21 protein-coding genes are annotated in these 18,829 nt (G+C 66.5%); 14 read left to right on the plus strand and 7 right to left on the minus strand.

Annotated elements, in window-relative coordinates; all coding sequences use genetic code 11:
• Positions 1-150: 150 nt before the first annotated feature.
• Positions 151-285 (plus strand): hypothetical protein, encoded by a 135-nt coding sequence (locus LDH66_RS22975; RefSeq protein ID WP_264182406.1) that lies wholly within the window; start codon positions 151-153, stop codon positions 283-285.
• Between the two features lie 15 nt (positions 286-300).
• Here LDH66_RS22975 and LDH66_RS13410 read toward each other — a convergent pair whose 3' ends face one another.
• The gene (locus LDH66_RS13410) at positions 301-984 is read right to left on the minus strand and encodes a competence/damage-inducible protein A (RefSeq protein ID WP_226481576.1); all 684 of its coding nucleotides are present in this window, start codon (positions 982-984) and stop codon (positions 301-303) included.
• A 181-nt stretch (positions 985-1,165) separates the two neighbouring features.
• On the opposite strand from LDH66_RS13410, the gene LDH66_RS13415 reads away from it, so the two are divergent.
• From LDH66_RS13415 to LDH66_RS13445, 7 genes are all read left to right on the plus strand, one after another.
• Entirely contained in the window at positions 1,166-1,522 is a 357-nt protein-coding gene (locus LDH66_RS13415; RefSeq protein WP_226481577.1) for a winged helix-turn-helix domain-containing protein, read from the plus strand.
• A gap of 364 nt (positions 1,523-1,886) precedes the next feature.
• Positions 1,887-2,378 (plus strand): 6-pyruvoyl trahydropterin synthase family protein, encoded by a 492-nt coding sequence (locus LDH66_RS13420; RefSeq protein WP_226481578.1) that lies wholly within the window; start codon positions 1,887-1,889, stop codon positions 2,376-2,378.
• A gap of 1 nt (position 2,379) precedes the next feature.
• Positions 2,380-3,180 carry a 7-carboxy-7-deazaguanine synthase QueE gene (locus tag LDH66_RS13425; RefSeq protein ID WP_226481579.1) on the plus strand — a complete coding sequence of 267 codons (801 nt, stop codon included), beginning with the start codon at positions 2,380-2,382 and terminating at the stop codon, positions 3,178-3,180.
• 19 nt (positions 3,181-3,199) lie between these two features.
• Entirely contained in the window at positions 3,200-3,934 is a 735-nt protein-coding gene (queC, locus tag LDH66_RS13430) for a 7-cyano-7-deazaguanine synthase QueC (protein ID WP_226481580.1), read from the plus strand.
• Positions 3,935-4,079: 145 nt separating this feature from the next.
• Positions 4,080-4,382 carry a hypothetical protein gene (locus LDH66_RS23135; RefSeq protein ID WP_226481581.1) on the plus strand — a complete coding sequence of 101 codons (303 nt, stop codon included), beginning with the start codon at positions 4,080-4,082 and terminating at the stop codon, positions 4,380-4,382.
• Between the two features lie 75 nt (positions 4,383-4,457).
• Entirely contained in the window at positions 4,458-5,522 is a 1,065-nt protein-coding gene (locus LDH66_RS13440) for a DUF2249 domain-containing protein (protein ID WP_226481582.1), read from the plus strand.
• Between the two features lie 61 nt (positions 5,523-5,583).
• The gene (locus tag LDH66_RS13445) at positions 5,584-6,087 is read left to right on the plus strand and encodes a hypothetical protein (RefSeq protein ID WP_226481583.1); all 504 of its coding nucleotides are present in this window, start codon (positions 5,584-5,586) and stop codon (positions 6,085-6,087) included.
• A 19-nt stretch (positions 6,088-6,106) separates the two neighbouring features.
• Here the strand turns inward: LDH66_RS13445 and LDH66_RS13450 are convergent, their stop codons facing one another.
• The 3 genes from LDH66_RS13450 to LDH66_RS13460 all read right to left on the minus strand — a co-directional run bounded on the left by LDH66_RS13450 (position 6,107) and on the right by LDH66_RS13460 (position 9,382).
• Entirely contained in the window at positions 6,107-7,333 is a 1,227-nt protein-coding gene (locus LDH66_RS13450) for an iron-containing alcohol dehydrogenase family protein (RefSeq protein ID WP_226481584.1), read from the minus strand.
• A gap of 102 nt (positions 7,334-7,435) precedes the next feature.
• Complete coding sequence (locus tag LDH66_RS13455; protein ID WP_226481585.1) at positions 7,436-8,359, minus strand: 2-dehydropantoate 2-reductase; 924 nt, start codon at positions 8,357-8,359, stop codon at positions 7,436-7,438.
• A 60-nt stretch (positions 8,360-8,419) separates the two neighbouring features.
• Positions 8,420-9,382: a ring-cleaving dioxygenase gene (locus tag LDH66_RS13460; protein ID WP_226481586.1), complete on the minus strand. Its 963-nt coding sequence runs from the start codon at positions 9,380-9,382 to the stop codon at positions 8,420-8,422.
• A 175-nt stretch (positions 9,383-9,557) separates the two neighbouring features.
• Here LDH66_RS13460 and LDH66_RS13465 point away from each other — a divergent pair, with 175 nt between their 5' ends.
• The 3 genes from LDH66_RS13465 (at position 9,558) to LDH66_RS13475 (ending at position 11,080) form a co-directional block, all read left to right on the plus strand.
• Positions 9,558-9,812 carry a hypothetical protein gene (locus tag LDH66_RS13465; RefSeq protein WP_226481587.1) on the plus strand — a complete coding sequence of 85 codons (255 nt, stop codon included), beginning with the start codon at positions 9,558-9,560 and terminating at the stop codon, positions 9,810-9,812.
• Positions 9,809-10,651, plus strand: a complete 843-nt coding sequence (locus LDH66_RS13470; RefSeq protein WP_226481588.1) for a beta-keto acid cleavage family enzyme — start codon at positions 9,809-9,811, stop codon at positions 10,649-10,651. The genes LDH66_RS13465 and LDH66_RS13470 overlap by 4 nt, the downstream gene beginning before the upstream one ends.
• Before the next feature lie 96 nt (positions 10,652-10,747).
• Entirely contained in the window at positions 10,748-11,080 is a 333-nt protein-coding gene (locus tag LDH66_RS13475) for a hypothetical protein (RefSeq protein WP_226481589.1), read from the plus strand.
• A 164-nt stretch (positions 11,081-11,244) separates the two neighbouring features.
• Here the strand turns inward: LDH66_RS13475 and LDH66_RS13480 are convergent, their stop codons facing one another.
• Together LDH66_RS13480 and LDH66_RS13485 are read right to left on the minus strand one after the other, a co-directional pair.
• On the minus strand, positions 11,245-11,877 hold the full coding sequence (locus LDH66_RS13480; RefSeq protein WP_226481590.1) for a molybdenum cofactor guanylyltransferase: 633 nt from the start codon (positions 11,875-11,877) through the stop codon (positions 11,245-11,247).
• Positions 11,878-11,935: 58 nt separating this feature from the next.
• Complete coding sequence (locus LDH66_RS13485) at positions 11,936-12,502, minus strand: hypothetical protein (RefSeq protein ID WP_226481591.1); 567 nt, start codon at positions 12,500-12,502, stop codon at positions 11,936-11,938.
• Positions 12,503-12,692: 190 nt separating this feature from the next.
• On the opposite strand from LDH66_RS13485, the gene fdhF reads away from it, so the two are divergent.
• Complete coding sequence (gene fdhF / locus LDH66_RS13490) at positions 12,693-14,837, plus strand: formate dehydrogenase subunit alpha (protein ID WP_226481592.1); 2,145 nt, start codon at positions 12,693-12,695, stop codon at positions 14,835-14,837.
• A gap of 10 nt (positions 14,838-14,847) precedes the next feature.
• On the opposite strand, the gene LDH66_RS13495 is transcribed toward fdhF, so the two are convergent.
• Positions 14,848-15,759, minus strand: coding sequence for a DUF8054 domain-containing protein (locus tag LDH66_RS13495; RefSeq protein ID WP_226481593.1), 912 nt, complete (start codon positions 15,757-15,759; stop codon positions 14,848-14,850).
• 219 nt (positions 15,760-15,978) lie between these two features.
• On the opposite strand from LDH66_RS13495, the gene LDH66_RS13500 reads away from it, so the two are divergent.
• On the plus strand, positions 15,979-17,907 hold the full coding sequence (locus LDH66_RS13500; RefSeq protein WP_226481594.1) for an aldehyde ferredoxin oxidoreductase family protein: 1,929 nt from the start codon (positions 15,979-15,981) through the stop codon (positions 17,905-17,907).
• 314 nt (positions 17,908-18,221) lie between these two features.
• Complete coding sequence (locus tag LDH66_RS13505) at positions 18,222-18,824, plus strand: class I SAM-dependent methyltransferase (protein WP_226481595.1); 603 nt, start codon at positions 18,222-18,224, stop codon at positions 18,822-18,824.
• Positions 18,825-18,829 lie beyond the last annotated feature (5 nt).

Consider the following 18,829-nt stretch of genomic DNA (forward strand, 5'->3'; position numbering starts at 1 on the left):
AGCGAGACGTGGGGACGCCAGTGGGAAAGCCGTATCGTAGGGAGACCGTCGGAGCCGCGTCTCGAGAGGACACCGTGTTCGTACTCGAGACCGTTCGGGGATCGGCCCGGTTTCTGAAAGGTTAAGAGGGATGCGAACCGATCGCCGACCATGTCTGCACTGATCGAGGCCGCCGTTCTCGCGACGGAAACGGAACCGGAGCTGCCGATGGCGATCGTCGGCTGGGGCGCGCTCGCCCTGGGCCTGCTCGTGACGATCGCCTGGATGATCTCGTTCTACCGCTAGCTCCCGCCTCCGTCCTCACGGTGAGTCGACCCGTTCATGGAGCCACGCGGCCGCCTCCGCGACGGTCTCCTCGTCGGGCCCCTCGAGTTCGATCCGGACCGACTCGCCCGGGTAGCTGCCGACGGAGACGTCGAACCGCTCGCGGAGCGCTGCGATCCGATCGAGCAGCGCGCTCTCGGGCTCGTCGGCGACGACCGCGTCTCGATACGTCGGCGTGCCCGTGAACTCCTCGGCGATCGACTCGAACATCGCTTTCATCTCCGAGGGGACGCCGGGGAGGACGTAGACGCCCTCGAGAACCGCGCCGGGGGCGACGCCGGTCTCGTTGTGCAGCGCTCGCGCGCCCGCTGGGAGGTCCGCCGTTCCCGACGCGAGGTCGTCGCGGGTGTAGCCGTCCTCCTCGAGCCAGGCGAGGGCGACGTCGTGCTCTTCGACTGACCTGCCGAGCGCGGCCGCGACGCCGTCCATGGTGACGTCGTCGTGGGTCGGCCCGAGGCCGCCGGTAACGATGACGGCGTCGTACTCGGCGCGGTACTCGTTGACGACACGGGCGATATCGTTGACCCGATCCGGGACCGTGGTCACCCGCTCGACGGTGACGCCGCGACCGGCGAGGCGTTCGCAGAGCCACGTGGCGTTCGTGTCCGTCGTTCGTCCGGCGAGCAGTTCGTCTCCGACCGTTACGACCGCGACATTCATACCGCCTCGTTCGAGCCCGCCCTTCAAATGGGTCTCGCCCTCCTTGCCGCTGTCGTCGCGGTCGAACCTTCGATCGAAGCGCGATTGCTCGCAGAGAAATACAATATATCCTGACTGTCTCATAAAGGAGTACTCTCGGTAACCATAAGATTCAATCCAGATTATTGGTAAGAGGGAGAGTATGTCTCGGGGTCGAACAGAATACAACGAGGTGGATTCGGCTGCAGTCCTCTCTGCGCTGGGGAACAAATATAGCGCAGAAATCCTCTGTGCGGCGGGAACACCGAAATCGGCACAAGCACTGAGCAAGGATATCGAGATTCCGATCGCGACCTGCTATCGTCGAATCGAAGAACTCGTCAATGCCGGGTTGTTGACCTGCGAGGGGCGCCAACTCTCCGAGGAGGGGCGACGAACGAACATCTACCGACGAACGTTGGACGAGATCGAAATCGACTTCTCCGACGACGATCCCGCGTTCTCGCGGAAACGCCGTACTGAGGCGAAAAACCAGTTACAGGACCAACTCGAGGACTAAGACCGAACGCCGCCTGCTCTCGGACGGGAGAGCGACGCATAGCGACGGGCGGAGGATCCGACTGCCGATTCGGCTTTCGAGACGCGGCGATGCGTTACCGCGTGTTCTATCTGCCGGCACAGCGGTGGCTTTGGGATGTCAGAACAGTGAAAGATTTGGGATGTCAGCACAGCGGACGCGTTGAACGGCCGGCACAAGCAGTTCGAACCGTCGACACAGCGGACGGCAGTCGGTCGCACGGCGGTGTCAGTTGTTCGCTCCTCAGGACCTCGGTCGGAACTCACACCTGTCCGCGGCCACCGATGTCGTTCCCCGGCCATCGCCGTTCGGTCATCCTTAAGTATTCTCGGAGGAATACGGTGGTATGACCGTACCAGTCGATGACCGCGACGCTGCATCCGATGCTGCGACGGACACTGCAACGGACGATGCAATCGTCGGGACCCATCGCGTCCTCCACGTCGGGCGAGATCGCCCCATCCGTATCAGCGCCGGTCACCGGATACGACACCACGACGGCAAGTGTTCTCGGCCCCACGGCCACAACTACGAGGTCGCCGTCACCGTCGCGGGACGCCTGACCGAGGAGGGGTGGGTGGCGGACAAAGGAGATATTACCGACGTAATATCTGAGTGGGATCACATGTTCCTGCTCGAGGCGGGCGACCCCCTCGTCGAGGCCTTCGAAGCGGCCGGCGACGCCGACGGGGTCGTCGTCCTCGAACACCCGCCGACCGCGGAAGTGATGAGCGTGCTCTTGGAACGGAAACTCGAGGCGGCCCTGCCCGAGACGGTCACCGACGTCGCCGTTCAGGTGAACGAGACGAGCGAACTCTGCGGCGGGAGCGAGATCTGAGATGCCGGTATCCGATTCGGTCGACCGCGAGTCCGACGGCGAGACCGACGTTACCGCCGAAACCGGAGACGGCGAATCGGCCGCGGGGCTCCCGATCAACGAACTGTTCTACTCCCTGCAGGGGGAGGGCACCCTCGCCGGCGTGCCGTCGGTGTTCGTCCGTACGAGCGGCTGTAACCTCCGGTGTTGGTTCTGTGACTCCTATCACACCTCCTGGGAGCCGACCCACGCTCAGATGCATCTCGATGAGATCCTCGGCGAGATCGAGTCTCACGACGCCGATCACGTGGTCCTCACCGGCGGGGAACCGCTGCTCCACGAGGAGAGCACCGCCCTGCTCGAGGCCCTCGACGAGCGGGGGTATCACACCACCGTCGAGACCAACGGGACGATCTATCGGGACGCACCGATCGACCTCGCGTCCGTGAGCCCGAAACTCGAGAGCAGTACGCCGACGCCCGAGCGCGATCCCAAAGGGGAGGGCGAGTGGGAAGCGCGCCACGAGCGCGACCGGATCGATATGGATTCGCTCGCCCGACTCGTAGAGAGCTACGACGTTCAGTTGAAGTTCGTCGTGACCGACGCCGAGGACATGCCGGAGATCCTCGACCTCCTCGCGGACCTCCGCGACGCCGCCGACGTTCCGGTCGGCGACGACGACGTCCTCCTGATGCCCGAAGGGGCGACTCGAGAGCGACTCGCGGAGACCCGCACTCGCGTCGCGGACCTCGCGATGGAGTACGGCTTCCGTTACACGCCGCGACTGCACGTCGACCTCTGGAACGACGCGCCCGAAACATAAGCAGCCGATTCGAACCACCATGACCGACGCGACCACTGACGCCACGACCGACGAATCGTCCGCCGACCGCGCCGTCGTCCTCCTCTCGGGCGGCATGGACAGCGCCACCGCCGCCGCCGAGGCCCGCGAGCGGGGCTACGAGATCTATTGCCTGCACACCACGTACGGCCAGCGCACCGAGGACCGCGAACTCGAGTGCGCTCGCCGACTGGCCGACGAGTTCGACGCAGCGGACTTCCTGCAGATCGAGACGGGCCACCTCTCGGCCATCGGGGACTCGAGTCTCACGGACGACGAGATGGCCGTCGCGGACGCCGACATGGAGAGCGACGAGATCCCCACCTCGTACGTCCCCTTCCGGAACGCGAACCTGCTCGCGATGGCCGTCTCCTACGCCGAAGCGAACGACTGCGGGGCGGTCTTCATCGGCGCGCACAGCGAGGACTTCTCGGGGTACCCCGACTGCCGGCCCGAGTTCTTCGAGGCCTTCGAGCGGGTCGTCGACGTCGGGACGAAACCCGAGACCGAGATTTCGATCGAAGCGCCGTTCGTCGAGTGGTCGAAGACCGACATCGCCGAACGGGGGGTGGAACTCGAGGTCCCCTACGAGCACACCTGGAGTTGCTACCGCGAGAACGAACCCGCCTGTGGTACCTGCGATGCCTGTGCCTTCCGCCTGCAGGCGTTCCAGACCGTCGGCGTCCGCGACCCGATCGAGTACGCCGAGCGGCCGTCGTACGTCGAGGACGCGTAGCGGTTCGAGTCTCGAGAACGTAACGAGTCGAATCTCGTCGGATGGATTGTCGCGTCTGACCGAGAGGACGACTCGGGGCCGAGGTCGACGAGAGGCGAACCGATTCGGGAGCACCTCTTTGCCGCTGTCGCCCGCAGCGACGACCGTGTTCACCCAGCGGGACGAGCAGCCGTCAGCGTCCGGTCTCGACGCTCGAACCGTCGAGCGGCGGCTCCGTCGGCGAGCCGAGGCCATCGAACGCGACGAACTCGAGGCCGCGTTCTCGGCGCTCGATGCACGGCGAGAGCTGACGACCGCCGAGCGCGAGCGGCTCGAGCGACTGGCCGACGACATCGTCGACGGGATCCTCGCACCGCCGGAAGCGGCGCTCGAGCGGGCCGCGGACCGCGACGATGAGACGGCTCGAGCCGTCGCGGAACTGTTCGATCTCGACGCCCCGTCGAACTGACCGCCGAGCGGACCGTCCCTGAGCCGAATATATTCGCCCAATTTCGTATTTCGGTCGGGGCCCGTGTGTGTACTAATGGAGTCTACTATCGACGTCTCCGACGAGTCCCCGACGGAGCGACGAGACCGCGTCTTCGACCGCCTCGACGACGCCGCTCCCGGCGACACGGTCGTCGTCACCGCCGACGAGACCGTCGAGCCCGCCCTCTGCCAGTACCGCATCGCGCGGGGGGCGACGCTCGAGTGGGTCACCGAGCGGTCGGGGCCCGAGACGCGGGAGGTGCGCGTGACGAAACGCGAGGCACCGTCGGACGCGGCCGTTCCGGAGTTCGACGTCCGGGAACTGCCGCCCCAACGCCGCCACGCTGTCCTCACCGAGACGTTCGAGTCGCTCGATCCGGGCGAAGGGTTCGTGTTGGTCAACGACCACGATCCGAAGCCGCTGTACCACGAACTGCGGTCGGTCCACGGCGACGTCGTCGGTTGGGAGTACGAGCGTCGCGACTCAGGAGCGTGGCGCGTCGAAATTCGGAAGACGGGCGAGAGCGACGACGACTCGGACAGCGACGTCGCGGCGACGTTCGACGTGCGCGAGATTCCGAAGGAAGACCGTCATCCGACGATCCACCACCGGTACGGAAACCTCGAGGCGGGCCAGTCGATGGCAGTCGTCGCACCCCACGAACCGAAACCGCTGCAGCGGGAGTTCCAACAGCGGTACGGCGACACGTTCGAGTGGACGGTCGAGGAGCGAGCGGCCGGCCGATGCCGGGTCCGCATCACTAAGGAGCCGGCGTCGACGGACGCGACCGACGAGACGGCGGCCGAACTGGACGTGACGACCGAGCTGGACGTCCGCGATCGGCCGCCCGCCGAGCGCCACGAGCGTATCTTCGAGTCGTACGCGGCTCTCGAGCCCGGCGAGGGGTTCGTGCTGGTCAACGATCACGATCCGAAGCCGCTCTATCATCAGTTCGAGGCCGAGGCTGGCCCCGAGTTCCGGTGGGAATACCGGCTGAAAGAGCCCGGCGAGTTCCGCGTCCTGATCGGGAAGACCGACGCCGGCGATGGACCCGAAGCGACGGCGACGGCCACCACCTCTGACGCCACGGCGAACGATGGCCCGCAGGCCCCCTTCTGACCGCGACCGAAACGACAACTGATAGAAACGTTCACGGTCGCTCGCGGTGAAGCGACCGGCGATGGCACGCCGAGGACGACTCCGCGAGTGGTTCCGGGACGACGACGGGGGCTGGCAGTTCCCGGAGGGGCGTCGCGGCGAGCTCGTGACGCTAGCCATCGGCCTTCCGCTCTTGGTCGGGTTCGTTCACAGCGAGACGGGACTCCCACGGCCCGTCGAGTACTGGCCGGCGGTGCTCCTCGGCGCGTGGTCGGGATTCCTCTACGCGACTTACTATCGGACGGCGATCGTCGAGCGCGTTCCCGACTGGGTCTCCGTCGGACAGGTCATCTCCCTCCTGGCCGGCGGGTTCGGCCTCACGGTCCTCGAGATCGTCCACCTCGCCGATCCGACGGTCCTGTTCGTCCTCGCCGCCGGCGGGACGATCCTGTCGATCTACGTCGTCAGAGCCTGCTCGCCGCTCCACCCCGGTCTCGAGCCGCCGCGACGCGGCGTCGAACCGCCGCCACCGGTCGACGCGAGAGCGAAGCGAGAGGCGGAGCCGAACGCGAGCGGCGATCGGTAACGACGATCGCGGATCGCGGCTACCACGCCGCCTCGAGCACGCCCTCGATCTCGTCGACGGAGGGATCGAGCCCCGGCGGCGCGTTGGCCATGAACGGGTCCTCGAGAATCGCCTCGGCGACCGCGGTGAACTCCTCGGGTTCCGGGCCGTCGACGTCTCGCAGGCGCGACGGGAGTCCGAGCCCGTCGCGGATTTCGGTGACCGCCTCGATGACTGCGGCCTCGTGATCGACGGCCTCGTCGACGCCGAGCGCGTTCGCGAGCATCCCCGAGCGGGCGTCCACGCCCTCCTGTCCGAAGCAGTACTCGAGGACGTGGGGGATGACGACGCCGTGTGCGGCCCCCTGCTGGACGTCGTAGGTGCGCGTGAGTCCGTGCCCGAAGGCGTGGATGATCGACGCCGTCGTCTCGCCGGGCCGCGAGATACCGTACTGGACGAGCACGATCCCCTCGAGTATCGTCTCGAAGGTCTCGATATCGCGGTCGCCGTCGCCGAACGCGCCGAGCCCGTCCTCGAGCTTCTCGAGGCCGTGTCTCGCCGTCGCGTCGGTCACCGGCGTCGCGTTGCTCGCGTAGAGCGTCTCGATTCCCTTGTCGAAGCCGTTCATCGCCGAGCCCGCCAGTATCGAGTCGGGCGTGGTCGCGACCAGTTCCGGATCGTAGAACGCGGCCGCGGGCATCAGTCCCAGATCCGAGATGCCGCCACCGATCTCCTCATCGACCAGCCCCGACTCGGGCGCGGCGGTGACGCCGGCGACCATCGAGAGGTCGGCACCGGCCAGCGTGGTGGGGACCGCGACGATCGGGACCAGTCCGTCTTCGGGGACGGTAATCGTCCCCATCTCGGCGAACTCCGCGGCCGCGTCCGTCGCCGGTCGGTCGCTCGCCGCGAGAACGCTGATCACTTTCGCGACGTCGAGGCTGCTGCCGCCGCCGAGGCTGACGAGAACGTCGGCGTCCTCGATCCGCAGTCGCTCGAGTCCGTCGACGGCCGTCGCGAGTCGTTTCTTCGGCGTCGTCTCGTCGAAGACGCCGGCCAGCCGATCGCCGAGACCGGTCCTGACCGGGTCGATGACTTCGGGCGTGCTCCCGACGGTCGAGCCGCAGACGACCAGGGCGCGCTCGAGGCCCCGCGCCTCGAGTTCGGTCGCGAGGTCGTCAGTGCAGCCGGCACCGAACCTGATCGTCGCGGGGTCGTACTCGAATCGGAACGACGGGTCGCGGTCGCTCGAGTCGGCGCTCGTCATGGGCTTCCTACGGGGCGATCGGTGTTAAAAGCGAGAGCGGCGGCCGCCCGTTCGCGGTCGCGGCCGATATCGAACGCTCGAGCGCCGAGCGCTCGCCGCCGATTACCGCTCGTTTCGCTCGGCCCAGGGACGCAGGATCGCGTGGACCGCCTCGTTCATCGGCGTCTCGACGCCGACCTCGTCCGCGTGTCGAACGACGGAGCCGTGGAGCGCCTCGAGTTCCAGTCGCTTGTCGTGTGTCAGGTCGTAGTGCAGCGACGAGTACATGTCGGGGTCGAGCTCGCGGGCGAACTCGAGCCACTCGTCGACGGTGTCGTCGGGGAGGGCGACGCCCTCCGCGCTGCCGACGGCACAGACCTCCTCGATGATCCGGCGGTACATCTCCCAGGAGGCGTCGGTCTCGCGGAGCTCGCCGACCGGGAGTCGAGTCGTCGCGGTCATCCCCGCCTGGGCGCAGATGAACGCGAACTTCCGCCAGAGTTCGATGGTGACGTCCTCGGCGAGCACCGCGTCGACGCCCTCGCTCTCCGAGAGCGCGTCGTCGAGTCGCTCGATTCGGGCCGTTCGCTCGCCGTCGAGTTCGCCGTAGAGAAATCGGGCCGGACCGCCGGTGTGCTCGACGACGCCGGGCGCGCCGATGGTCGAGAAGATGTAGGCTACCCCGCCGACGACGTGGTCCTCGCCGATCGCCTCGGCGAGCCACCGTTCGTTGTCGACGCCGTTCTGGAAGGAGACCACGGCCGTGTCGTCGCCGAGCAGCGGCTCGAGATCGGTCGCTGCGTCTCGCGTGTCGTGGGCCTTCACGCAGAACAGGACGGCGTCACAGGGCCCGATGTCGGCCGGGTCGTCGGTCGCCGGGAGCTCGACCGACGTATCGCCGCGGATGCTCTCGACGCGCAGGCCGTCGCCACGGAGCGCAGCGAGGTGGTCGCCCCTTGCGACGAGATGGACCTCGTGGCCCGCGTCCGCCAGCCGCGCTCCGAGGTAGCCACCGATGCCGCCGGCTCCGAAGACAGCGAATTTCATACGCTCCGTAGGGAGAGATCGGTCAAAGGGGTTGTGGCGGGCGAGTTCGGACGGATCGAGTCAGTCCCCGGCCGAGTCGACGTTCGGGCCGTCGAATTCGGGCAACTGCGCCTCGATCTCCTCGCGCTCGTCCTCGAGCCGCTCCGGGAGCGTGAGCCGCGAGCCGAGTTCCGCGAGGTCCTCGTCCGCAGTGAAGCCGGGGCCCGTCGTCGCCATCTCGAAGAGCACGCCGCCGGGTTCGCGGGTGTAGATCGACTGGAAGTACGTCCGGTCGATGACCTCCGAGGGGGCGAGTCCCGCGTCGGCGAAGGCCTCGCGCCAGCGCTCCTGTTCTTCGACGCTCTCGGCTTCGAACGCGACGTGGTGGACGGTTCCGACGCCCATCTGCCCGCGGCCGGCGTCGGTCTCGACGAGGTCGAGGAGCGAACCGGGGCCGCCGGTCGCGCTCCGGTAGCGGCGACGGCCGTCGGCTTCTGCCTCGAGTTCGTAGCCGAGCACGTCGGTCAGAATCGCCTCGGTGGGGCCGTAGTCGTCGACGGCCAGCGTGACGCCGTAGAAGCCTCGCAGTTGGTGGTCGGTCGGAACCGGGCCGTCCTCCCACGGCGTCGCGTCGAACTCGGCGTCTGGGGCCGTGACCAGTTCGAGTTCGATCCCGTCAGGATCCGCGAACCGGAGGACGGTCTCGTCGAACCGTTCCTCCGCCTCGAATTCGACGCCCTTCGACTCGAGGCGGTCGCGCCAGTAGTCGACCGAGTCCGCCGGAATCCCGTAGGCGGTCGTCTGCGTCTGGCCGGCACCGAACCGGCCCTGACGACCCTGCTCGGTCCACGGGAAGAAGGTGATGTTCGTGCCGGGCGAGCCCTCGCCGTCGCCGAAGTAGAAGTGATAGGTGCCCGTATCGTCGTGGTTGACGGTCCGCTTGACGAACCGCAGTCCGAGCGTACCGACGTAGAAGTCGGCGTTTTCCTGCGGGTCGCCGGCGATGGCCGTGACGTGGTGGAGTCCGGGCGTGTTCGGTGACATGATCGTCCCTAAGGACCCACTGCTTGAATCCTTTGCTCGCGGCCGCGTCACCCGGTGACGCGCGGGTTACCGCCCGGACCGACCGCGGTCGGCTCCGCGTTTCTGCGACTCGAGGCGCGACTTGACCGAACGAGGCGGCAACGACTGTTAACACCCCGCGGACGTAACGAGGGGTATGGGCTGTCCATACCTGGAATACAGGGACGGGTCGGACGATCCCGACCGCGATCCGTTCGACGAGGCGCGCGCATACTGCACGGCGGCCGACCGGTTCGTTCAGCCGATGCGGGCCGACATCTGCAACGACCGCTACGACCTCGTCCACGACCGCGACTGCGAGATCTACCGCGAGCACGCCGACGACGCGGAGACCGCGGGCAGCGGCGGCCGAACGGCGGACGCGGAGGGAACGGCGGGTGAGGACGCGTGACCTACCGGGAGTTCCTCGACGGCGAGCCGGTCGTCGTCACGGCGGCGCTGACCGGCGGCGTCCACGGCAAGGAGACGACCCCCCATCTCCCCGAGACGCCGGAGGAAATCGGAAAGGCGGCGGCCGAGGCGGAGGCCGCCGGGGCGTCCGTCGTCCACGTCCACGCGCGCCGGCCGAACGGTGAACGGACGTTCGCAACCGAGCGGTTTCAGGAGATCGACGACGCCATCCGCCGGTACGCGGACGACGTGATCATCCAGCACTCCACCGGCGGAACGGGTGCGCCGGACGAGGACCGGCATCTGCCGCTGCGAACCGATCCCGCCCCGGAGATGGCCTCGCTCGATATGGGCCCGCTGAACCGCTACGAGCACCTCACGAGCGAGAACACCCGCGGGCTGGTCGACTCCCTCCACGAGGAGATGGTCGAACGAGGGATCAAGCCCGAACTCGAGGTGTTCAACAACGGCCACATCAACGAGGTTCACGGACTGCTCGAGCGCCGCGACCTCGCCGAGCCGGTCTACGCGACGCTGATCTTCGGGCCCGGCACGCTGACCCCGCCGCGGCCGCGGAACTTCCTGAACGCGATCGACAACCTCCCCGAGGGAGCGCTGTTCAATACGCTCGGCTTTGGCCGTCATCAGTTGCCGTTCGCGACGATGGGACTGCTCTTCGGCGGTCACGTCCGCGTGGGGCTCGAGGACAACGTCTACTATCGGCGGGGGGAAATCGCCGAGAGCAACGCGCAACTGGTCGAACGAGTCGTCCGCACGGCCGAAGAACTGGGCCGCGAAGTCGCGACGCCGTCGCAAGCGCGAGACGTTCTCGAGCTCTGACCGGTCGGGAGTCGGCCAGATATCGGTCCGGCGGCGAAGGGCGGGCCGGTCCAGACCGGCCGGGCGCTTATAAGTCCCGAACTGTGGCGTGCTAGTATGGACCTTCGGACCGGCGACCTGGTGGACCTCGAGGGGCGCCTCCAGACGGCGGTAGCCCGAATCGGGACGCTACAAGCGGGGACGCGGGTGAGATCGGACGACTTCTTCTCCGAATCGTTCATGCGCGACCACACGCAGTTCGACTCGTTTACCGCGTTTTGCGAGGCGAGTCCGTGGTCGCTCGAGGACTCGCGGAACATCCGGCACGTGCGCGGCCGGCGACTCGATACCTACGTCGCGGACATGACGGACTTCGAGGACTGGGAGGCGATGAAGACCCAGGCCGCCGAAGAGGAGATCGTCGATTACGCCGCCTCGAGCGTGGCGTGAGTGACGCGGTCCCCGGGACGGTATGCAGACGTTATAGCGTCCGGGGCTGCTGATTCTGTTCCCGACCGCGGATCCGACCCCCGATCCGACCGCGGAGTCGATGCGTCCGTCTCCGCCGTATCTCCGTTTCTCTCCCGAGAGTCGCCGTAACCGACGGCCGACCGTTACTCGAGTCGCTCGACTGCCGCCTCGAATTCCTCGCGGGTATTGACGTTCTCGAAGGTCTCGAGGGCCGCGTACTCGCGAATTTCGTCCTCGTCGAGGACGACGTAGTCGAGGTCCAGCAGGGGCTCGACGATCCGCCTCTCGTCGCGCTCGAGAGCGCGCTCACAGGCGTCGATCATCGGCGCAGCCCGGTAGACGGCCTGGGTGGTCTGGAACCACTGGTCGTCGAGCCGCGGGACCGCGGCCTCGTGGCCCGATGCTCGGTCGAAGAGGTGATCGACGAGGTCGGGGTCGACGAAGGGCATGTCGCAGGCGACGACGAGGGCGTACTCGCCCGCGGCCGCTCGAAGCCCGGTCATGATCCCCGCCATCGGCCCGCGGTCGGGGATCGGATCGACCGCGAACGAGGCGTCGGATCCGCCCTCGAGTGCCTCGCGGATCGTCGGGACCTGCGCTTCGCGGCAGTTGACGACCAGGTCGTCGACGACGGGCTCGATCCGGTCGGCGACGCGGCGGATCATCGGTGTCCCGGCGAGGTCGGCGACGGCCTTGTCGTCATCGCCGAAGCGGGTCGAGTGACCGCCTGCGAGGACGACGCCCGTGCGCCCGTCTCGGCCGTTTTCGCGGTTCATGGTCGACCGTTCGTCCAGCGATACCAAAAACTTCTGGTCGAACACTCGAGTCGTGGCCCTACTCGGTCGCGTATTCCGATAGCCGCCAGAGCGCCCGATACACCGTCCACAGATCGCAGTCGAAGCGGGCTGCGAGCGAACGGCAGCGCTCCAGATAGGTTTCGTACTGCGAAATCGACGGCGGATCCGGGTATGATTGAGTGGGGTCGTCCGATTCCCGGAGCGTCGACCACTCGCGGGGACCGACGACGACGTACTCCTCGGGGTCGATGAACATGAGAAACGCCGAAGCGACGGGGACATCGACGGCCCGGAGGTCAGTCAGGCGGTCGATTCCCGCAGCGGCGTCGCTCGCGTCGACGGCGTCGGCGACGGCGTTTCGGACGGCCTCGAAATCGTTGCTCCGAAAACGCTCCTCGGCCTCCCGTCGCTCGTCGTCGGGATACTCCCCGAGGAATCGCCGATAGTACCACCTGACGACCCAGGCCGCGTCACGGCGGCCGTACTCGCCCGTTTCGAACACTGTCGGGAGCGTCTCGAGCTGTTCCCGCTCGACGGGGTACAGGGGTTCTCGCTCCCGATACTCGCTCGCCCGTGATTCCACGAGCGATCGCGTGAGCTCCATCGTGTGAATTGTACGCACGAATAGCCGTCAGCGTTTCCCCGACGGCGAACTCGCACCGGCGACGCCGGCAGCGCCGGGTGGGGCGTCGATCCGTCGCTCGCAACGACATACCGTTCCATGGTAGAAAACCTCATGCATGCACAGGTAGTTGTTTTCGCCTAACGGGTACAGAACCTGGAGGCACTAGACAATGTCCAGCGATCAACAAGATCCAGTCAAGACGATCTGTCCGTACTGTGGCGTCGGGTGTGGAATCACGGTGCAACCGGGCGAGGAGCCCGGCGACGTCCGGTTCATGCCCTGGGGCGATGCGCCGGTCAACGAGGGACGCATCTGCATCAAAGGCGGGGCCGCGACGGAAGTGGTCGATCACGAGGACCGACTCACGGATCCCCTGATCAAAGAAGACGGGGAATTCCGCGAGGCATCCTGGGAAGAGGCCTACGACTACATCGTCGGCGAACTCGAGCGGATTCGCGACGAGTACGGTCCGGACGCGATGGGCTTTTTCGGCTCCTCGAAGGTGATGAACGAGGAAAACTACCTCCTCCAGAAGCTGGCTCGGCGCTACGGCACCAACAACGTCGACAACTGCACGCGGATGTGTCACGCCTCGACAGTCTGGGCGCTGCGGACGAGTCTCGGCGCGGGGGCGATGACCAACAGCATGCGAGACCTCCGCGAGGAGGCCGACGTGTTCTGGATTCAGGGGGCGAATCCGGGCGAGCAACATCCCATCGCGAACAGTCAGTACTTCCGGCAGGCCGTCCTCGAGGGTGCGACCGTCATCCAAGTCGACCCGCACGCGAACAAGACGACGCGGTCGTTCCAGATCGACGATACCGATCGTCATCAGCACCTGCAGTTGAATCCGGGAACCGATATTCCGCTCCTCAATATCGTCCTCAAGACGATCCTCGAGAACCACGAGGAAAACCCCGACGAGGGCTGGATCGACGAAGAGTTCATCGAGGAGCGCACGGAGGGGTTCGACCACCTGAAGGAGACGCTCGAGGACTTCGATAAAGAAGCGGCCGCCGAGGAGTGTGGCGTCCCGCTCGAGGAGATCGAACTGGCGGCGGAGAAGTACGCGATGGCGAACAACGCGGCCATCTTCACCGGGATGGGGATGAGCCAGCACGCCTGCGGCGTCGACAACGTACAAAACGAGATCAACCTGGCGCTGATCACGGGCAACCTCGGGCGACCCGGGACGGGCGTCAACCCGCTTCGCGGGCAGAACAACGTCCAGGGGACCTGCGACGTCGGTGCGATGCCGAACGTCCTGCCAGGCTACCAGCTCGTCGATGACGACGAGGCCCGCGAGTCGGTCGAAGAGGTCTGGGGCTTCGAAATCCCGGACGAACCCGGACTCACGAACGTCGAGATCTCCTACGAGGCCGGCGACTCGATCAAGGGACTCTACATCATGGGCGAGAACCCGGTGATGAGCGAACCCGACGCCAACGCCGTCGCCGAACGGCTCGCGGACCTCGAGTTCACGGTCGTGCAAGATATCTTCCCGACGGAGACGGCGGAGTACGCCGACGTCATTCTGCCGGCGACGACCTGGGCCGAGCGCGGCGGCACCGTCACCAACACCGATCGACGCGTCCAGCGGATGCGCGGCGTGGAGAAAGTCCACGAAAACACCAAACACGACCGGGAGATACTGAGCGAGATCGGAACGCGTCTGTTTGGCCCCGGTGGTTTCGACTTCGAGGACCCCGAGGAGATCTTCGAAGAGCTCCGGCAGGTCTGTCCGAGCTACCACGGAATGACCTACGACCTGCTCGGTGAGGAAGGACTCCACTGGCCCTGCTACGAACCCGGCGACGAGGGCGACCCGTTCCTCTACGAGCACGAGTTCGACACCGAGAGCGGCCTCGGCCAGATCGAGGGCGTCGCCCACCAGCCGCCGGCCGAGACGCCCGACGACGAGTACCCGCTGATCCTCACGACCGCGCGGCTCGAGGAACACTACAACACCGGGACGATGAGCACGCGATCGCCGACGCTCAACAAGCAGACGCCGGAGAACTTCGTCGACGTCCACCCCGCCGACGCCGAGCGCTACGGCATCGAGGACGGCGAGTACGTCCGGCTCCGCTCGCGGCGCGGGGAGATCACGCTCGAGGCCCACGTGACCGAGGACACCAAGGAGGGCGTCGTCTGGACGACGCCGCACTTCGCGGCCGCCTCGGCGAACAAGCTCACGAATCACGTCCTCGACGAGCGGTCGAAGATCCCCGAGTACAAGGCCGCCGCCGCGGAGATCGACGTCGATATCGAATCCCTCGGCGAGACCGCCGATCCGGCGGCCGGCGACGACTGAAGCGGGCCGTCTACGGTTTCGAGGCCGGATCCGCCGCCGTCACGCCGGCCAGTTCGAGCCACGGGTCGGCGCTCGACTCGGACGCGACGAGTTCGACCAGCGGCCGATCGCAGCCGTCACAGACGGATTGAACCCCGACCCGGGGCCGCCGACAACAGTGCTCGAGGCGCTCTGCAGTCGTCGTCACCCGGTCGCCACAGATCGGACAGCGGTCACGTACCAGTCGCAGTCCCGTCAGGAGGTCGCATCGCTCGTCGGCCTCGAGTTCGGTCCAGCCGTCGAGCTGCGTCCGGAGTTCGGGCGCTGCGGCCGCGTCCGCTGCGAGCGCTGCGGACGATTCCCAGTGAACCCGCTTCTGCCCGTCGAGGACGAACGACGTCTCGTCGAGGCGGTCGACCTCGGTCGCGCCGAGCATCGATCCGACCGCATCCGTGCTCGGTTCCGCCGTGCCGTCGCTCGCGAGTCGATCGTCCCACCGCGTTTCGAAGGCAGTGCTCAGTCGGATCTCGTCTCCTTGGTCGGTCAGGACACCGGCGGCGGCCAGGACGCTCGTCAGTTCCGCCGGTGAGACCGTTTCGATCGTCGGGCCCGTCTCCGTCGATTTGCCGACGGCCTCGAGCACGCGCTCGGGAAGGTATCGACGGGTGATCGTCGGCGTGCCCGGAATCAGGTAGCCCCGGATGCCGATGAGCGCCAGCGAGGCTGCGAACGCCAGCGCGCCGGCGAGAGCCGAGACCGCGACGCCGAGCGCGGCCGCGAGAGCGAGCGCGATGACGACGTTTACTGCCGTACACGGGAGACACCGGTTCTCTCCGGTGTACTCCGGTTGCTCGAGCCGTGCGAGCGCGTCGGGAATGTCGATCACCGGCGATCGCTGTGACGGTACGCTCCGGACGGTGAAAAAACGTCCTCGCTCGCGCATGCTCGTCGACCCGGTAGCCCGATCACGCCCCTTATCAGCCATCCGAACCGAGTCCCGTGTCGCAGACCGTCCGGCTGGGTCCGTTTCCTCATTCGTGACTCTGTATAGTCAAACGAATCGCAGAAACGTAGAAACGATAGTGAACGAAATGGTCGCTCATTATTGGTTTGTGGTAACAATTAACATAACTCGCCGTCAAGAGTCCGAGTTAGAGGAACCATGACTGAACTCGGCGGTTTCCAGGACCGCGTCGCACGAATCGATCTCAGCGATGGGGAGGTCGCGTACGAGTCGATCGACGACGAAGACGCGAAGAAATATATCGGCGCGCGGGGACTCGGGGTGAAGTACGTCTTCGATCAGGGGCCTGACGTCGATCCGCTCGGACCCGACAACCTGCTCGCCTTCATGAACGGCCCGCTGTCGGGAACGCAGGTGACGATGAGCGGCCGAATCGCGATCTGCACCAAGTCGCCGCTGACCGGGACCGTCACCGACAGCCACCACGGCGGCTGGTCCGGTGCCCGGCTCAAGTGGGCCGGCTTCGACGGGCTGCTGTTCGAGGGGCAGGCCGACGAACCGGTCTACGCCTACGTCGAGGACGGGGAGGTCGAACTCCGGGACGCCTCCCACCTCTGGGGCATGGGCTTCCACGAGACGCGAGACACCATCGAAGAGGAGGTCGAGGGCTCCTACGGCAAGAACCTCAGCATCATGGGAATCGGGACGGCGGGCGAGAACCTCGTCCGATACGGCAACATCATGAACGAAGACGACCGCGCCTCCGGGCGCGGCGGCACGGGCTGTGTCGCCGGGTCGAAGAAGCTCAAGGCGGTCGTCGTCAAATCGGGAACGAGGATGCCGAAGCCGGCCGATTCGGAGACCTTCAAGGAGGGCCACCAGCAGGCGATGCAGGCCATCCAGGAGTCGGAAGTCACCGCGCCCAACGAGGGCGGTCTCTCGATGTACGGGACGAACGTCCTCATGAACATCACCGAGGAGATGGACGGTCACCCGACGAAAAACGGCGTCTATACCTCGGGGGACTCGTACAACGAGGGCGAAGCGGACCGACCGCACGACCTCGACGCCGAGCGCATCAGCGGCGAGAACGTCCGCGAGAACATCCTCGTCGACGAACCGACCTGTCACTCCTGTCCGGTCGCCTGCAAGAAGGAGGTCGAGGTCGACGTGATGCACAAAGGCGAGGAGATGAACGTCCGGATGGAGTCCTACGAGTACGAGTCCGCCTGGGCGCTCGGCACCAACTCGGCCAACGACGATCGCGACAAGATCGCGGTCATGATCGATCGGTGTAACGACTTCGGCATGGACACCATCGATACGGGTAATATCCTCGCGATGGCCATGGAGATGAGCGAGAAGGGGTACATCGACGAAGACATCGACTGGGGCGACCCCGACCAAATGATCGACATGATCGAGCGGATCGCCCACCGCGAGGACGATCTCGCCCACACGCTGGGCGAGGGCGCGGAACGGATCGGCGAAGCGTTCGACGCGCACGACTCCCGACTGGACGTGAAAGGCGAGACCATCGCCGCCTACGATCCCCGTTGCATGAAGGGGATGGGCATCGGTTACGCCACCTCGAACCGCGGGGCCTGCCACCTTCGTGGCTACACCCCTGCCGCGGAGATCCTCGGCATCCCGGAGAAGGTCGATCCCTACGAGTGGGAAGGAAAAGGCGAACTCACCGCCCAGTTCCAGGATCTCCACGCGATCTCGGACTCGTTCGATATCTGCAAGTTCAACGCATTCGCCGAAGGCATCGAGGAATACGTCGCCCAGTACAACGGCATGACCGGCCGCGACGTCACCGAGGACGAACTCCTCGAGGCCGGCGAGCGGGTCTACAACCTCGAGCGCTACTACAACAACCTCAACGGCTTCGACGGCAGCGACGACTCGCTGCCAGAGCGCTTCCTCGAGGACGGCATCCGCGGCCAGGGTGCCAGCGAGGGCGAGTACTGCGAACTCGAGGAGATGAAAGAAGAGTACTACGACTACCGCGGCTGGGTCGACGGCGTCGTCCCCGACGAGAAACTCGACGAACTCGGGATCGAGGTCGGCCCCGGCACCGGCGTCAGCAGCGAGGGCGGCGTGGCCGCGTCGGGCGACGACTGATACGGTCTGCTGTAACGATTTACCGGTGCGACCGCAGGCTGGATCGCGGTCGCGCCGGAAATGACTGACAGCGGACCGTATGACGGCACGGTCGTCCCGCTCCTCGCGTCTCGATTCGGTTCCGGTTCGTGACTCGTGACCGATCGCTCCCCTCGCCGCGATTCGATTTCGGAATCTACCACTGGCGGCGACGATTCCGATCGATAGCTGTCTGGCTCTTCGTAGCCGTCCTCGCTGCCGTCTCTCGGCGGCGGACCGACGATCCCCGTCGTCGACTCCTCGCTGATGGAGCGACGATCGGCGCGAGCGTCCGCGTGGCCGGGGTACTACGCGGGCTGCTCTCTCCCCCGCCGTGGGCGCTCGAGCGCGCCAAGTACGACGCGCTCGCGGTTCGGTTGCCGCTCGCCGGTGCGGATCGAATCCTCGACGTCGGCTGCGGCACCGGCCGCTCGCTCGTGGGACTGGCGCGGCACGTGCCGCCCGGATCGACGGTGATCGGTCTCGACGTCTTCGACGATCGAATCATCCTCGGGAACGGGCCGGCGCTCGCGCGGCGCAACGGGGCCCGCGCCGGCCTCGCCGTGAGTCCGATCATCGGCGACGCGACAGCGTTGCCGTTCGCGACCGGTTCGATCCCCGTCGTCACCGCCTGTCGGGTCCTCCACGACCTCGAGCGGCCGGCCGTGGACCGGACGCTTCGCGAAATCCATCGCGTCTGCGAACCGAACGGAACGGTCGGCGTCCTCGAACTCCCGCTGGTTCCGGCGGGCGTCTCGGCCGATCCGGAACGGTACTGGCGAGACCGGATTTCCGCGGCGGGGTTTCGGATCGACGTCTCCGAGCGGATCGAACGCGACGGCGTCGGCCCATATCTCGTAATCGTCGCGACAGCCACCGCCGAGAGTCCCGACGGCTGAACCGA

Source organism: Natrinema amylolyticum, assembly GCF_020515625.1.
GTDB lineage: Archaea > Halobacteriota > Halobacteria > Halobacteriales > Natrialbaceae > Natrinema > Natrinema amylolyticum.

Excerpts from the sequence above, each read along its gene's own strand:
- LDH66_RS22975 (WP_264182406.1), top strand. The coding sequence starts at position 151 with ATGTCTGCACTGATCGAGGCCGCCGTTCTCGCGACGGAAACGGAACCG.
- LDH66_RS13410 (WP_226481576.1), bottom strand. The coding sequence starts at position 984 with ATGAATGTCGCGGTCGTAACGGTCGGAGACGAACTGCTCGCCGGACGA.
- LDH66_RS13415 (WP_226481577.1), top strand. The coding sequence starts at position 1,166 with ATGTCTCGGGGTCGAACAGAATACAACGAGGTGGATTCGGCTGCAGTC.
- LDH66_RS13420 (WP_226481578.1), top strand. The coding sequence starts at position 1,887 with ATGACCGTACCAGTCGATGACCGCGACGCTGCATCCGATGCTGCGACG.
- LDH66_RS13425 (WP_226481579.1), top strand. The coding sequence starts at position 2,380 with ATGCCGGTATCCGATTCGGTCGACCGCGAGTCCGACGGCGAGACCGAC.
- queC (WP_226481580.1), top strand. The coding sequence starts at position 3,200 with ATGACCGACGCGACCACTGACGCCACGACCGACGAATCGTCCGCCGAC.
- LDH66_RS13440 (WP_226481582.1), top strand. The coding sequence starts at position 4,458 with ATGGAGTCTACTATCGACGTCTCCGACGAGTCCCCGACGGAGCGACGA.
- LDH66_RS13445 (WP_226481583.1), top strand. The coding sequence starts at position 5,584 with ATGGCACGCCGAGGACGACTCCGCGAGTGGTTCCGGGACGACGACGGG.
- LDH66_RS13450 (WP_226481584.1), bottom strand. The coding sequence starts at position 7,333 with ATGACGAGCGCCGACTCGAGCGACCGCGACCCGTCGTTCCGATTCGAG.
- LDH66_RS13455 (WP_226481585.1), bottom strand. The coding sequence starts at position 8,359 with ATGAAATTCGCTGTCTTCGGAGCCGGCGGCATCGGTGGCTACCTCGGA.
- LDH66_RS13460 (WP_226481586.1), bottom strand. The coding sequence starts at position 9,382 with ATGTCACCGAACACGCCCGGACTCCACCACGTCACGGCCATCGCCGGC.
- LDH66_RS13465 (WP_226481587.1), top strand. The coding sequence starts at position 9,558 with ATGGGCTGTCCATACCTGGAATACAGGGACGGGTCGGACGATCCCGAC.
- LDH66_RS13475 (WP_226481589.1), top strand. The coding sequence starts at position 10,748 with ATGGACCTTCGGACCGGCGACCTGGTGGACCTCGAGGGGCGCCTCCAG.
- LDH66_RS13480 (WP_226481590.1), bottom strand. The coding sequence starts at position 11,877 with ATGAACCGCGAAAACGGCCGAGACGGGCGCACGGGCGTCGTCCTCGCA.
- LDH66_RS13485 (WP_226481591.1), bottom strand. The coding sequence starts at position 12,502 with ATGGAGCTCACGCGATCGCTCGTGGAATCACGGGCGAGCGAGTATCGG.
- fdhF (WP_226481592.1), top strand. The coding sequence starts at position 12,693 with ATGTCCAGCGATCAACAAGATCCAGTCAAGACGATCTGTCCGTACTGT.
- LDH66_RS13495 (WP_226481593.1), bottom strand. The coding sequence starts at position 15,759 with ATGCGCGAGCGAGGACGTTTTTTCACCGTCCGGAGCGTACCGTCACAG.
- LDH66_RS13500 (WP_226481594.1), top strand. The coding sequence starts at position 15,979 with ATGACTGAACTCGGCGGTTTCCAGGACCGCGTCGCACGAATCGATCTC.